Raw genomic sequence first — 13,322 nt, 5'->3', positions numbered from 1 at the left:
CTGGAAGCGTGAAAGAAATCATCCTTATTAAAAACGCACTTGGCTCACTGGTCCCGGCCAATGACATCGAGGCCGACAAGCTGAAGCGCTTCAAGATCGGCGCCACTATCAAGTGTGAAGTCTCAGAAATGCGGAACGGTAAGTTCTTCCGCAAGTGGTGGACGCTGGCGCAACTCGGTTTCGAATACTGGACTGAGACAGCAGAAATGCCGGAGCACAAGGGGCATCGCATCGAGCCGAACTTCGAGAAATTCCGCAAGGATTTAACCATCCTGGCCGGTTACTGGCATCCAGTCGCAACGATAACCGGTGAAGTGCGCGCAGAGGCCGATAGCATCTCATGGGCGAAGATGAATGAAGAGACTTTCGAGAGGCTGTACAGCGCCACCATTAATGCGCTGCTGAAGCATATCTATGGCAGCGATATGACCGAGGAACGGTTGCGGCAATGGGCTGATAGCGTGTTGGTGTACGCATGAGCAGAGCATCAAGACATTACATGGACCGCATAGCGCAATTGCCTTGCGTAGTGTGCCTCTACAAGCTCGGATTTGAGACAAAGCCCGTGCACGTGCATCACGTCACCGTGCCGGCAGATGATTTCGCTGTAGCGCCTCTCTGCCCAGACCATCACACCGGGCCTACGGGTGTACATGGTCTACAACGACGAGGATTTGAGCGTATGTGGAAACTGGATGAAAGCGGATTGCTGGCTTTGACTAATCGTGCGATTGCGGAGGGAAGGTAGATGATGTTCGACGGCTTTTTGATATTCATCGGGTTGCTGTATTTGGGTTTCAGTATTTATCAAGCCGGATGCGCGATTAGGGATGGGCTGCGGGATAGGAGGCGATGAATTGAGTAACGCTCTCCCTGCTTGGATGTACAGAAACCCCGAAGAGATAGCAGACGGCCTAATAGCCCGATCAGCGTGGAACGAGAAAGCGGCTGCGCGTAAGGCTGAGCTGCATCGTAAGCATAAAAGCAGGCGATTAAAAGCGTTGGTCAAACTGGCAAAGCAAGGAAAACTGCATGGGTAAAATTGAGATCGTTGAGCCTATATCCAGGCTGGAAGTAATCCTTTTGACCTGGGCGGACTGGATGAAGCGTGGCGGGTCGGTGGCAAGGGGCTATCCAGGCAAGGCATGTGGATTTGCTGAGTTGGGCGCTACCAGCATAGAGGATATGGAGGATACGGGTGATGTGTGGCTTGCGCAGGCGGTCGACGCAATCATAAGAGGCTTGCCGGAGGAGGAAAGATCAGCGATACATCATCAGTATCTTGATGCGAGGTATCGCGGCCTTGTCGTGTTTTATGCTGCAACTCTCAGACGCGCCAAGGGCATGATACAGGCGGGAATTGAAAGAAAGGGGATATGGTAAAAATATTTTAAATATCTCTTGCAATCTACTTATATACGTATATAATTAACACATCAACAACGTAATTAAGGGAGAGCAAAGTGAAAACATTTAAGATAGCAGCAGATAAAGCCAAAGAGTTTGCGGCAGCAATCAAGGCTGCGGTATCCATGGAAGAAATTCGGGCCGCTTGCTCCATCCAACAAGACAGGTCGATTGTTTATTACGCCAAATCGGCGGAAGAAATTAAGGTTTGCGAGCAATACGGGGTGGCAGCATGAATTACTGTGTGGTAGCTCTGTATGACCATGACAAGTATACGAGGGGCGACGTAATCAGCAGGCATAAGACACACGAGCTTGCGGAGAAGGCGTTAAATAAAGGAGCGTATAGCACGTTCCGGGGGATAAAAGAGGAGGAGCAAAGCCCGGTAGGGCGCCCCCCAAAGATGGCTGACGGAAAGCCGCGCACCATCTACATCGATGATGCAAACTGGGAGAAAGCCAAAGAGTTAGGCAATGGCAAGCCTAGCGAGGGAATACGGATTGCCTTATCAAAAGTTTGACTCAGTAACGTTTTTTTGCTATATTGCCAACATGAGGGCATAACTCGCCCTGAATTTATGAATAACCGAAACCCTGCCTCCGAAAGGACGCGGGGTTTTTTATTGCCCGAAGCGAAAGCTCCACGGGAGGGGTAATGGCTGAGAACAAATCCAAAACAACGCATGGCTTTAAAAAAGGCCAGAGTGGCAACCCTGGAGGGCGCCCCAAGCTCACCAAAGAGGCACTAGACCTTGTGCAAGCCTGTAAGGACAAAACGCCTGGCGCACTAAGAGTCATCGAAAAGATCATGACCAGCGGTGAGACCGAGAAAAATAGACTCGCAGCCGCGCAATACATCATTGATCGCGGATACGGCAAGGCTGTACAGGCAGTTGAAGCAAATCTTAATGGTCGGCTCGATAGCGTAATCGAATTCGTGATAGTCGATGCAAATCGAGATACCCCGGAAACTTAAGCCGCTCCTATACCCAAAGCGCTATAAAGGCGCATACGGCGGGCGAGGAGGGGCTAAGTCTCATTTCTTCGCCGAACAAGTAATCCTCAAGTGCTACCAGTCACCCGCTCGCGTTGTATGTATCCGTGAAGTTCAAAACTCAATCAAAGATTCGGTCAAGCAGTTACTTGGCGACAAGATAGCCAAGCTCAACTTAAACAACTTCTTCGAAGTGCTTGAGAGCGAGATACGCGGCGCTAATGGCTCGCTGATCATCTTCAAGGGCATGCAGTCGTACAACGCGGACAACATCAAGTCTCTTGAAGCGTACGACATAGCCTGGGTTGAGGAAGCTCAGACCATGTCACAGCACTCGCTCGATTTGCTCAGGCCAACGATACGCAAAGACGGCTCGGAAATATGGTGTTCGTGGAATCCCCGGCACAAGACTGATCCGGTAGACCAGTTCTTTCGCCGCCAGCCACCGGAAGACGCAATCTCGGTAATGATCAACTGGCGTGACAATCCCTGGTTTCCCGAAGTGCTGCACAAAGAGATGGATCATGACTTTGCGATTGATCCAGACAAAGCAGAGCATATCTGGAATGGGGCGTACGGCTCATCTCAAGGCGCAATACTGGCGCGGTGGGTAAATGTAGCGGAGAGAGAGGGAAGGATAAATGACAGCGTTAAATTCGATTCCGATGGGGCTTTGGTTGACGTGTCTAGCGATATTGGTTTTCGAGATACGGCTAGCTGGTGGTACTGGCAAAGATGTATGGGAGGTTATCGTCTCCTTAAATACGAAGGCGATAGCGGTCTCGATGCTGATGATTGGATACCTCGTATACAAGCTGCTCTCAGAGAGCTAGGCTGCAGCCTCGGTAAGATATGGCTACCGCATGACGCCAGAGCCAAGACATTCCAGAGCCGCCACACGACCGTAGAACGCTTTCTCGCTGGTTTTGGAGCGCAGCATGTCGGAGTAGTCCCTCAGAGCAAAAAGGCAGACCAGATCAGCGCGGCAAGGGCTGTGATTGATCAGTGCGAGTTCCATGCCACGAACTGCGAGGCCGGACTTGACGGTCTCCGGGCGTGGGAGTACGAGTGGAACGACGACACAAGCATATTCTCTCGCGAGCCCGTACACAATTGGGCATCACACCCTAGCGATGCTTTTGCTTACGGCTGCCAGGTCATGCAAATGGTCAAGACTGAGCCAGCCAAGCCAGCACCGAAATTCATTCAAGACGTATCGCTCGACGAGCTTTGGGCGACTAACAAACAATCAACCAGGGGCAGGATATGAACCCATTTTCGGCACAAGCAAAAACACTGCCTATCACAGTCACCGCGACAGCAAGCATATCGACCGCTCTGCCGTCCAAGGGCAATAGCGTGCGGATTATCAACGAGGGTCCGAGCGCGGTGTTTGTCTCCATAGGCTCCGGCACTCAGGCCGCCACTCTGCCTGATACCACTCCTACAAGCACCTCCACTCCGGTACTCAATGGCTCTGACATCGTCCTATCCATCCCAAGCGACCAGGTATACAACATCAGCGCGATTTGTCGCTCCGGCGGCTCAGCAACAATCAGCGTTCAGGTCGGGGAGGGGCTGTAATGCTTAAGGGATCAGCCGGGTATAACCCGATCCTGACCTACACTTGGGCGACTCGGCCGAATTACAGCACATCCACTGCCGGCACGGTAATCAATATATCCGATGTAGGCGGGGAGGCTGGGTCGTTTTGGAAGGCTACATCAGCGGGATGGATACCGCTTAACGGGCAGGTTAAGCTGGCGGGGGATCAAGGATCGATTGCTGCTCCTGTGGCAACTATTACCGGATCAACAGGCGCCTTATTTAATCTGAGCGGCGGCTTCGGGTCACTGGTTATCCCCGCAAAAATGCTTATTCCAGGTCATTCAGCACTCCGACTGCGCGCGCTTTTCTACCGTCGCGGGGCAAATGCTACAGCTACGGCCACCATCTATATCGGCACAACCGGGACCTCCGCTGACCCAAGGGCGTATTTCCTGAGCCTAACAGCCACGGATTTGCAACAGAACAGGGCGGATGCAGAGACGGTTGTTGCAACAGCAACCACAGCATGCACTACCGCATGGCTTGCCCCGCAGCAGCAGACAATTACTGCCGCTAGTGACCTGACTACTAACATCAATACTGACGCGGCAATGACTGTCTCCATTGGCGTAGCTACGGCCAGCGCCCTGGATTCATTCGATCTGATCAGTTATTCGGTCGTGCTCGAGTCGATATGAGTGTGTTGGCCGTAAATCTGACGCCCATCCCACCATTCGCTGGCAGTCACGAAAACTGGATGTTGCCAGATGCCTACGACGTTGCCATGAGTTCATCTCTGAGTTGGCATCATCAGTGCGTTCTGGATACGGAGGGGATTCTATATCCCTGCTCGTGGGTAGCGATGGAGACGGCAGAGGGTGTTTACGACTTCTCGGCACTGACAACGACCCTGAATTACGCAGCAACGTACGGGAAAAAGGTGATCGTTCGAGTCTTCACCAAGACTGTTTCGCCCGCCAAGCCGAAGCCTCTGCCAGCATACATGCTGAACGACACAGCCACCTATGGGGGTGACCAAGGAACAGGCGGGCTGTGGCTAAACCGATTCGATGGATGGTCGCCCCGATATGACAACCCGAACGTAATGGCGCGTTACAAGGCGCTGATTACAGCGATGGCGGCGGAAGTCGGGAGCCATTCAGCCCTTCAGGGAATAGGTCCGGATGAGTCAGCCTGGGGGTTTGGCGAACTTTGGCCTGTTGCCGGGTTGACGACAGGGCAGATCAGGAATGCTCACCGCGAGATGTGCTTACACATTCAGAGTTGCTTTCCCGGCAAAGAGATTTACCCGTTTTATAACTACTGCGATGGCAGCCCTGACGCGGAGGTAGTGGAGGAATTCCAGTGGTCGCTCGCGCAAGGCATGTGTGCCGGGATAACGGATACCCATCGCATCCCTGACATGCAGTCGGGCATTCCGCCCGTTATGTCAGCGTATCCGGTAGCCGCAAAAACGCTGATGATCGTGGACTATATGAGCACCGGGAACGATGACTCAGGGCTTACAGAAAGATACCTGGAAAACGCAAGGACAAACGCTTACCGAGGAGCAGACATTACTGTTTGGCTCAATTGGGGTGGAGCGTCAGGTAACTGGTGGGCTGCAGCTAAAAACGCCATGGCGATAATAGGGTAATGATGGAAAAACGCGACATGGTGTCCCTGAAACGCCGCTACCTGCTCGATATTGAGTTGTACGAGCGCACGTATAAGTCTTGGGAGGCTCGGGGCCGGAAGATCGTCAAGCGTTACCGTGACGAGCGCAATGAGATGCAAGGCGCGGATGCCCGGTACAACATTCTCTGGTCTAACGTGCAGACCGTATTACCTGCTGTATTTGCCCGCTTGCCGAAGCCCGAAGTATCACGCCGCTATAAAGACAAGGATCCCGTAGGCCGTGTTGCAGCGCTCTTGCTCGAACGCGCCCTCTCTTACGAGGTGGAGCAGTATTCTGACTATGCTAGTGCGGTAGGTAACAGCGTTGAGGATAGGTTATTACCTGGCCGTGGCGTGGCCTGGGTTCGATATGAGCCTGTAACTAAAAGCGTGGAGTTGCCGAGTGAAGAATCAGACGCGCAGATTACTGAAGACGTTGAGAAGCCAACAAGCGCAGAGATCATCGACTACGAATGCGCTCCAGTCGATTACGTTGCCTGGACAGACTTTGGTCACAACGTAGCGCGGACATGGGAAGAGGTTTCCATCGTTTGGCGGCGAGTTCCTTTGTCAAGGGCAGAATGTGTTGCCCGGTTTGGAAAGGAAATCGGGAATGAAATTGCGCTAGACCAGAAGTCCGACTTTGAAGACAACGTTTTAAGCACACCCGAGGGCGAAACGCTCAAGAAAGCCACGATTTACGAGATTTGGGACAAGAAGGAAGGCATCGCCGTATGGCTCTCCAAGAGTCATCCTGAAGCCCTGGACGTTGTAGACGATCCTTTAGGGCTGGACTGCTTCTTTCCTTGTCCTAAGCCGCTGTACGCCACGACAACGACCGATAGCCTCATCCCTGTTGCAGACTACGCGCAGTATCAGGATCAGGCGCGGGAAATTGACACGATCTGCGAGCGCATAGATGGACTGGTCAGGGCGGTAAAGGTTGTTGGGGTGTATGACGCCACCCAAACCGGTGTGCAAAGGATGCTACAGGAAGGCGTGAATAACACGCTCATTCCGGTTGATAACTGGATGATGTTCGCCGAAAAGGGCGGTATCAAGGGCGTTGTGGAGTTCATGCCTCTGGATATGGTCGTTGTCGCGCTCAATGCTCTTTATCTCGCTCGCGAACAGGTCAAGCAGACCATCTACGAGATCACCGGCATATCGGACATTATCCGTGGGGCCACTGACCCGAACGAGACTTTAGGCGCACAGCAGCTTAAAGGCCAGTTTGCCTCGAAACGACTCAAGAAATTACAGGATAACGTGGCTCAATTTGCCACAGAACTGCTCAAGATCAAAGCACAGATCATCTGCAAGCATTACCAGACGGAGTCTATTGCCACCATATCCGGCGCTGGTCAATTGAGCCAGCAGGATCAGGCGCTCGTGCCGCAAGCTCTGGAATTGCTGCGCGACGATGTCATGAGCGACTTCCGGATAGAGATTTCTTCCGACTCGCTCATTGAAGTGGACGAGCAGCAGGAAAAGCAGAATCGAATGGAGTTCATCGAAGCGGTCAGCACGTTTATCGAAAAAGCCGCTTTAGCCCCTCCTCAGTTCGCTCCGATGCTTGGCGAAGTGCTGCTTTATGGTGTGCGGGCGTTCAAGGCCGGTAAAACCATCGAAGGCACTATCGAGGATGCTGTAGAGCAGGCGAAGGAACAGGCCGCGCAGCCTCAAGAGCCGCAGCCTGATCCGGAGATCATCAAGGCTCAGATGCAGATGCAGCTTGAGCAGGAACGCCTTAAAGGCGATCAGGAACGCGCTCAGCAGCAAATGATGATGGACCAGGATATGGAGATGAAAAAGGCCGAGTTGCAGCAGCAGACTGAACTCAAGAAGGCCGCACTCCAATCCAAAACTCAGGTAAGAACTTCGGCTATCACTGCCGGTCAGGCCGACCCTGGCAAGGACGAAGAGAACGAAATGGCCGAGCAATTGAGCCAGATCATGCAAGCCGTGCAAATGCTCGCCGGTCAGGTGCATCAAATCTCTCAGGACATGATGGCCCCTGTCGAATACGAACGCAGGCCAGATGGAAAGGTTATCAGCGTCAGGAAGGGTAGCAGGATGATGAACGTATCTTATGGGCCTGATGGCCGCGCGCAAGGGGTGGGTTGATATGAGCAAAGGCAATACATTCGAGAACGATTTCCTGAAACTGATATTCACGGCAACCGCCATAGCGAATATAGCGGATAACGCAGCGGCCAGCCCGCTGACGAGTCTGTATGTCAGCCTGCATACAGCAGACCCAGGCGAAGCCGGGGATCAGACAACCAGCGAGGCAACATATACGAGTTATGCGCGTGTGGCTGTGGCCCGCTCCGGTAGTGGCTGGACGGTAACAGGGAATAGCGTATCTCCCGCTGCTGAAATAGCATTCCCCGCGGCGACTGGCGGCACAAACACGATAACCCATTTTGGCGTGGGAACGGCGTCAGCCGGTGCCGGGAAGCTGCTATACAGCGGAACTGTTTCTCCCAATATTTCTGTTTCCAGCGGCGTCACCCCTAAGCTGACAACCGCCACCGCGATCACAGAGGATTAGTCCAGCGTGGCTAACGCCCTTAACCGCACGACGCGCGAATTCCTGCGCAGCGTCCACGAGCCCGCTTACCCGGCTATCGACTGGATCATCAATCCCGACCTGTCGGCTGTAGTGGGTTACGCATCAAAGTATTGGGTAATCACCGGAGATGCTGTGTCGCTGATGGATCAAGCCGCAAGGGACGCGGTTGACGCAGCGGAGCTTGTTGCCAGACGTGATTCGGAAGCCTCGCAACTAACCAATTTGGAGGGCGTCCTTCGCGCTTTCATGCTGATCGTTCTCGATGAGTTCAACGCTCACGCAAACAAGACAAATTCCATGCTTGACGCAATGGACGCGTCTACTTCTCTCGCGGATATGAAAACCCGAATTGGTCAGATAGCGGATTACCCGTTAAGAACGGAAGAGCAGTTACGCAATTCAATCCGCAATCGGCTAGGGAGTTAACGCATGGCTACATCACAAATACTTCTCCCGATTCTTGGCGGCATAAAGGATGTGACGAGTCCGCCCGGCATGAGCTATGTCGCCGCTCGCCCATACCTAACGTTCGATGGCACAACGGACGAGTTAATCACTTGGTCTTTCCGGCTACCAGATGATTACGCCTCCGGGCTTACAGTCAAGTGGCAATATTCTATGCTCTCCGCAACCACGGGAGTTGTTTCCCTCCGCTCGCAAGTCATGGCGGTAACGGCTGGCGAGGATATTCTTACCGAAAGTTACGCTACTCTAGACAAATCAGCCGATTCGACAGTTCCTGCTACAGCCGGGCTGATGAAGGAGATAAGTTTTGCCTTGACGAACGTAGATAGCGCGGCTGCAGGCGATTACTTTTCACTTCGGCTTGGCCGGGAGAACGCCACCACCGGCACAAATGCGCTAGGTGACATGCTGGCTTGGGCAATTACGCTGACCTACACCACTCTATAGCATGGCAATAGACTTAGGATCGGGTAATACAACTCGATACCACAAAGTACCGGATCATGCGGATTTTTCGCTCCCTAATGCAGATTGGACGTGGCTGGCACTTGTATATCCAGAAAGCACGGCAGATATTAAATATCTGATTTCTACCGGCGCTTACGGGGCAATCGGCAGCACTAACATTTACGTTTACAACACTGCCGCAGGTTTGGGGGTGGGCGTAAAAGTTGAAGGGCTTACTGGAGTTGGATATACGTCACGAGACGGTCAGGCAATCTTTACGCCGGCCAGGCAGAGGTGGGAAGTTCGTCTGCTGTAGAGTCCGCAGGGGTATCCATCTTCTCATCCTATGATTCAACAACCGGCCAATACATAGGCTCCCGCTCTGATTTAACCGCAAACCGCTTTTTCAAGGGTCGTTGGAGCCAGATAGCATTTATCCCTGGATCGGGGGTGACAGCAGCGCAAGCACTTGAGCTTGCCAGCGAGGCACCTATCCTTGGCATGTCTTTCGCACCGAATATCAAATTCCTGCTCCACGGCAGAACGGCAAGCGATGCGACGATTGCAGACCTTATCGGCGGGAAGGTCGCAACCAGGCAAGGAACGAGCTACGGGACGAATGAAGAGGATATTCAGACTCCTTACATCTGGTTGCCCGAGTACACGCGCGGGGTTGCCTCCGCGAGCGACTCTGGCGCTGGAACGGCATCAGGATCGGCAACAGTATCAGGCGTAGGCGCATCCGAGTCTGCTTCGGCGGGCTCTGCTAGCGGCTCCTCTACGGCATCAGGCGTCGGCAGTTCCTCTGCCGCTGGCTCTGCTGTCGGCGCAGCATCTGGCACATCAACTGCATCCGGCGTTGGCACATCGATTGCCGCTACATCCGGCGCCGCATCAGGTACGTCAACCGTCAGCGGAGCATCCGAATCTTCCGACCAGAGCGCAGGAGGCCATTTCGCCGGAGTCGGCGTAATCGGCAGGAAGCGCAGACAACGCGAGCTTGTAGACCATGACCGCGAAGAGATAAAGCATCTGCTCAGGATGCAGCTTGACGAGGCGTATGCGGCATTATTCCAGCCTGAAATACCCGTAGAGGTTCAGGAACAAGCCGCCGCGATCATTCAGCAGTTCCAGCAGCCTGAAATCGATCTTGAGGCGTTGCAGCAGGAGGCGTTCCAAGTCAAGCAAATGCTCCACATGTGGGAGCAGCAGGCACGGCAGAAGCAGATTGATGAAGACGAAGAGTTATTAATGATGGTGATATAGATGCCACGACAATCATGGATTCAAATCAATGGCGAACTGGTCCCGAAAGATCAATATGTTGCGCCTGAGTCATCGCGCTTAATGATCATGCCGGACATTAAGCCTTATCGCTCCACCATTACCGGCGAAGAGATAGGCAGCAGATCGAAACACCGGGCTCACCTGAAGCAACACAACATGGTAGAGATCGGGAACGAGTTCGTTAAGCCCAAGAGAATGCCGGACGTGCCGGGCCTCAAGAGTGACATTCTGAGAGCGGTGCGCGGTCACTGAGTTCTGCCCCTTGTGAAAGGGGAATTTCCCACGCAGCAATAAGACGGAGTTTTTTATGGACGCGGACGTTGACAACAACGCCACCGAGGACAGTTTGCGCGATGACATTGCGGCTGCTCTATCGGCTGGCAGTGAATCGCAAGAGGTAACGAATGAAGAAACGCAACTTGAGACTGAAACGAGTTCAAGAACAAGAGACGAAGGTGGAAGGTTTGCAAAGGCGGCTGGAGAAGTTGAAACAGAAGGGGTGCCTACTGCCCCTGCCTCAATTCCTGAGCAGGCTGCCAATACTAACGCCAGAAAAGCCCCCCAATCCTGGAAACCGGAAATAAAGGCGGCGTTTGATACGCTCGACCCGACCGTTCAGGAAGAAATACTCCGGCGCGAAGCCGATTATAACAAGGGCATACAACGCTATGCCGAGTCCGCCAAGTACGCCGAGACCATAAAGCCGGTATTCGACAAGTGGTCGCCATATCTGGCTCAGTTGCAAGTCACCCCTGATAAGGCGTTTGATGCGCTGATCCAGGCGGAATATACCCTGCGCCACGGCGCGCCAGCACAGAAAATGCAGGCGTTCACCAAGTTGGCTCAGGACTACGGTATCGATCTTGCCCAATTCAACGGGCAGGAGCAGCAGCAACTAGACCCCAACCTGCAACATGCGTTCCAGCGTGTCCAGCAGCTTGAGGAATACATCAGAAACCAGCAATTCACCCAGCAGCAGGAAACACAGCGCAAACAGCAAGCCGAACAGGCCGAGCTACAGCAGCAGATCGAGGCTTTCTCCAGCAGCCCGAATCGCCCTCACTTTGAACAGGTTCGTGAAGATATGTCGAAACTGTTGCAAGCGGGTTACGCGGAGACTTTGGAGGATGCTTACGAGAAAGCAGTCTGGGCAAGGCCGGATATACGCTCCACGCTACTGAAGGACGAAGAGGCGAAGCGGATTCAGGATAAGGCAAAAGTTGCGGAAACGGCAAAGGCTAAGGCAGTCAGCGTCAAGGGTACGCCTTCAGGCGCGGCGGTCCCGATAGCCAATGCAAGTATTCGTGATGACATTCGGGCGGCGATGGAAGCCTCCGGCGGTCGTCTTTAATTCAATCCCTTCATAAGGACTCTTTACCATGGCTTCTCCGAATCTTTCGGAAATTATCACCACTACCCTGCGTAATCGCAGCGGCAAGTTGGCTGATAATGTTTCAGAAAACAATGCACTCCTGAACCGCCTGAAAAAGCGCGGCAACGTCAAGCCGGTAGACGGCGGGCGCACCATCGTGCAGGAACTCGAATACACCGAGAACAGCACGTTCAAGCGCTACAGCGGGTACGAAACGCTCAATATTTCTCCAAGCGATGTCTTTACCGCTGCCGAGTTTGACTGGAAACAAGCCGCTGTTGCGGTCTCTATCTCCGGTCTGGAGCAGTTGCAAAACTCCGGTTCAGAGCGCGTTATCGACCTGCTTGAAAGCCGCATCAAGAACGCCGAGCGCACCATGCAGAACAATCTCAGCGCGGATATGTACTCGGACGGCACGGCGGACGGCGGGAAGCAAATAGGCGGTCTCCAGGCCCTGATTGCGGATACCCCGACCAATACCGTCGGCGGGATCAACCGCAGCACCTGGACCTTCTGGAAGAACGCCTCCTATGACGCCACCACGGACGGCGGCGCGGCGGCTACGGCTTCCAATATCCAAAGCTACATGAACCGCGTGTGGCTGCAAGTGGTTCGAGGCACGGATCGGCCTGATCTGATCATTGCGGATAACAACTATTTCCGGCTGTATTGGGAATCTCTGCAAGCGATCCAGCGCATTACCTCTACCGAAATGGCCGAGGCGGGATTCTCCTCGCTCAAGTTCATGGATGCGGATGTGGTGTTCGATGGTGGTTATGGTGGCAATGCGCCATCGGATCACATGTACTTCATCAATACCAATTACCTCTTCTGGCGCCCTCACAAGGATCGCAACATGGTTCCGCTGGATCCGGATCGTTTCTCGGTGAATCAAGACGCGACGGTCAAGTTGATCGCGGTGGCGGGAAACATGACGCTTTCAAATGGCTTCCTTCAGGCGGTACTCCTGGACTAAGCATTTTCGATAGCAGAACAATTCCAGCCCTCTCACGAGGGCTTTTTCATAAGGATTTCAATATGTACATTTTTGGCATTGACCCGACGAAGGCCCGAACCGAAGCAGAAGGCGCGGAATTCGATATTGGGCAAGTGGGTTTCAACACCACTTCAGACGGCTCGAAGGGTTATATCTACGTCGAGGACAGCGGCTCCGGCATTACCGGGGATGGCTATGTTGCGTTGATCAACAGCAGCGACTTTACCGCTGTGATGGCAACGACCACGACCTCCGCACCCGGTACCGGCGCCGGCAAGATGGCAGGTGTAGCTCGTGCCGCTATCGCTGCTTCCGGCTTTGGCTGGCTGCAAATCTTCGGGCCTGGCACGGTTCGCGTCTCCGCGTCGGCTGCCGCACATACCCTGATCAACACGACCGCAACCGCCGGACAATTGGATGATGACGCCACGGCTGGCGCAGAAGTGATGGACGGCATTGTGCTGAATACCGCCAATGGCGGCTCCGCTGCAACCGCCGCAGGCTTTCTCAACTGGCCGAAGGTTGGCCGCACGCTGTAATAACCGCCCCTC

The 13,322-nt window shown here is 53.7% G+C and carries 19 protein-coding genes; all 19 read left to right on the top strand.

The features are described 5' to 3' along the window. The first annotated feature begins 8 nt into the window (after positions 1-8). Positions 9-479 (top strand): DUF1367 family protein, encoded by a 471-nt coding sequence (locus BMX66_RS05210; protein WP_199679270.1) that lies wholly within the window; start codon positions 9-11, stop codon positions 477-479. Continuing rightward, entirely contained in the window at positions 476-748 is a 273-nt protein-coding gene (locus BMX66_RS05205; protein ID WP_090879003.1) for a hypothetical protein, read from the top strand. The genes BMX66_RS05210 and BMX66_RS05205 overlap by 4 nt, the downstream gene beginning before the upstream one ends. A 284-nt stretch (positions 749-1,032) precedes the next feature. Beyond that, on the top strand, positions 1,033-1,383 hold the full coding sequence (locus BMX66_RS05195; protein WP_090878999.1) for a hypothetical protein: 351 nt from the start codon (positions 1,033-1,035) through the stop codon (positions 1,381-1,383). 80 nt (positions 1,384-1,463) lie between these two features. Then, positions 1,464-1,643, top strand: a complete 180-nt coding sequence (locus BMX66_RS05190) for a hypothetical protein (RefSeq protein WP_090878997.1) — start codon at positions 1,464-1,466, stop codon at positions 1,641-1,643. Continuing rightward, complete coding sequence (locus BMX66_RS05185; protein WP_090878995.1) at positions 1,640-1,927, top strand: hypothetical protein; 288 nt, start codon at positions 1,640-1,642, stop codon at positions 1,925-1,927. The genes BMX66_RS05190 and BMX66_RS05185 overlap by 4 nt, the downstream gene beginning before the upstream one ends. 134 nt (positions 1,928-2,061) lie before the next feature. Further along, positions 2,062-2,382, top strand: a complete 321-nt coding sequence (locus BMX66_RS05180) for a DUF5681 domain-containing protein (protein WP_090878993.1) — start codon at positions 2,062-2,064, stop codon at positions 2,380-2,382. Beyond that, positions 2,354-3,670 carry a PBSX family phage terminase large subunit gene (locus BMX66_RS05175; protein ID WP_090878991.1) on the top strand — a complete coding sequence of 439 codons (1,317 nt, stop codon included), beginning with the start codon at positions 2,354-2,356 and terminating at the stop codon, positions 3,668-3,670. The genes BMX66_RS05180 and BMX66_RS05175 overlap by 29 nt, the downstream gene beginning before the upstream one ends. Then, the gene (locus tag BMX66_RS05170) at positions 3,667-3,984 is read left to right on the top strand and encodes a hypothetical protein (RefSeq protein WP_090878989.1); all 318 of its coding nucleotides are present in this window, start codon (positions 3,667-3,669) and stop codon (positions 3,982-3,984) included. Before BMX66_RS05175 ends, BMX66_RS05170 begins: the two co-directional genes overlap by 4 nt. Continuing rightward, a complete protein-coding gene (locus tag BMX66_RS05165) occupies positions 3,984-4,646 on the top strand; it encodes a hypothetical protein (RefSeq protein WP_090878987.1) in 663 nt (220 codons plus the stop codon). Before BMX66_RS05170 ends, BMX66_RS05165 begins: the two co-directional genes overlap by 1 nt. Further along, positions 4,643-5,605 (top strand): hypothetical protein, encoded by a 963-nt coding sequence (locus tag BMX66_RS05160; protein WP_090878985.1) that lies wholly within the window; start codon positions 4,643-4,645, stop codon positions 5,603-5,605. The genes BMX66_RS05165 and BMX66_RS05160 overlap by 4 nt, the downstream gene beginning before the upstream one ends. Then, positions 5,605-7,752: a hypothetical protein gene (locus BMX66_RS05155; protein ID WP_090878984.1), complete on the top strand. Its 2,148-nt coding sequence runs from the start codon at positions 5,605-5,607 to the stop codon at positions 7,750-7,752. Before BMX66_RS05160 ends, BMX66_RS05155 begins: the two co-directional genes overlap by 1 nt. Before the next feature lies 1 nt (position 7,753). Beyond that, a complete protein-coding gene (locus BMX66_RS05150) occupies positions 7,754-8,182 on the top strand; it encodes a phage tail fiber protein (RefSeq protein ID WP_090879897.1) in 429 nt (142 codons plus the stop codon). 6 nt (positions 8,183-8,188) lie between these two features. Further along, positions 8,189-8,629 carry a hypothetical protein gene (locus BMX66_RS05145; protein WP_090878982.1) on the top strand — a complete coding sequence of 147 codons (441 nt, stop codon included), beginning with the start codon at positions 8,189-8,191 and terminating at the stop codon, positions 8,627-8,629. A 3-nt stretch (positions 8,630-8,632) separates the two neighbouring features. Next, complete coding sequence (locus BMX66_RS05140) at positions 8,633-9,115, top strand: hypothetical protein (protein ID WP_090878979.1); 483 nt, start codon at positions 8,633-8,635, stop codon at positions 9,113-9,115. Between the two features lie 450 nt (positions 9,116-9,565). Beyond that, the gene (locus BMX66_RS05130) at positions 9,566-10,381 is read left to right on the top strand and encodes a DDRGK domain-containing protein (protein WP_090878975.1); all 816 of its coding nucleotides are present in this window, start codon (positions 9,566-9,568) and stop codon (positions 10,379-10,381) included. Next, positions 10,382-10,654 carry a hypothetical protein gene (locus tag BMX66_RS05125; RefSeq protein WP_090878973.1) on the top strand — a complete coding sequence of 91 codons (273 nt, stop codon included), beginning with the start codon at positions 10,382-10,384 and terminating at the stop codon, positions 10,652-10,654. A gap of 55 nt (positions 10,655-10,709) precedes the next feature. Next, entirely contained in the window at positions 10,710-11,753 is a 1,044-nt protein-coding gene (locus BMX66_RS05120; RefSeq protein WP_090878971.1) for a hypothetical protein, read from the top strand. 28 nt (positions 11,754-11,781) lie between these two features. Beyond that, positions 11,782-12,750, top strand: a complete 969-nt coding sequence (locus BMX66_RS05115; protein WP_090878969.1) for a phage major capsid protein — start codon at positions 11,782-11,784, stop codon at positions 12,748-12,750. A gap of 62 nt (positions 12,751-12,812) precedes the next feature. Beyond that, positions 12,813-13,310, top strand: a complete 498-nt coding sequence (locus BMX66_RS05110) for a hypothetical protein (RefSeq protein WP_090878966.1) — start codon at positions 12,813-12,815, stop codon at positions 13,308-13,310. Positions 13,311-13,322 lie beyond the last annotated feature (12 nt).

Source organism: Nitrosovibrio sp. Nv6, from assembly GCF_900110495.1.
Lineage (GTDB): Bacteria > Pseudomonadota > Gammaproteobacteria > Burkholderiales > Nitrosomonadaceae > Nitrosospira.
This window is presented reverse-complemented; position numbering and strand designations above follow the sequence as displayed.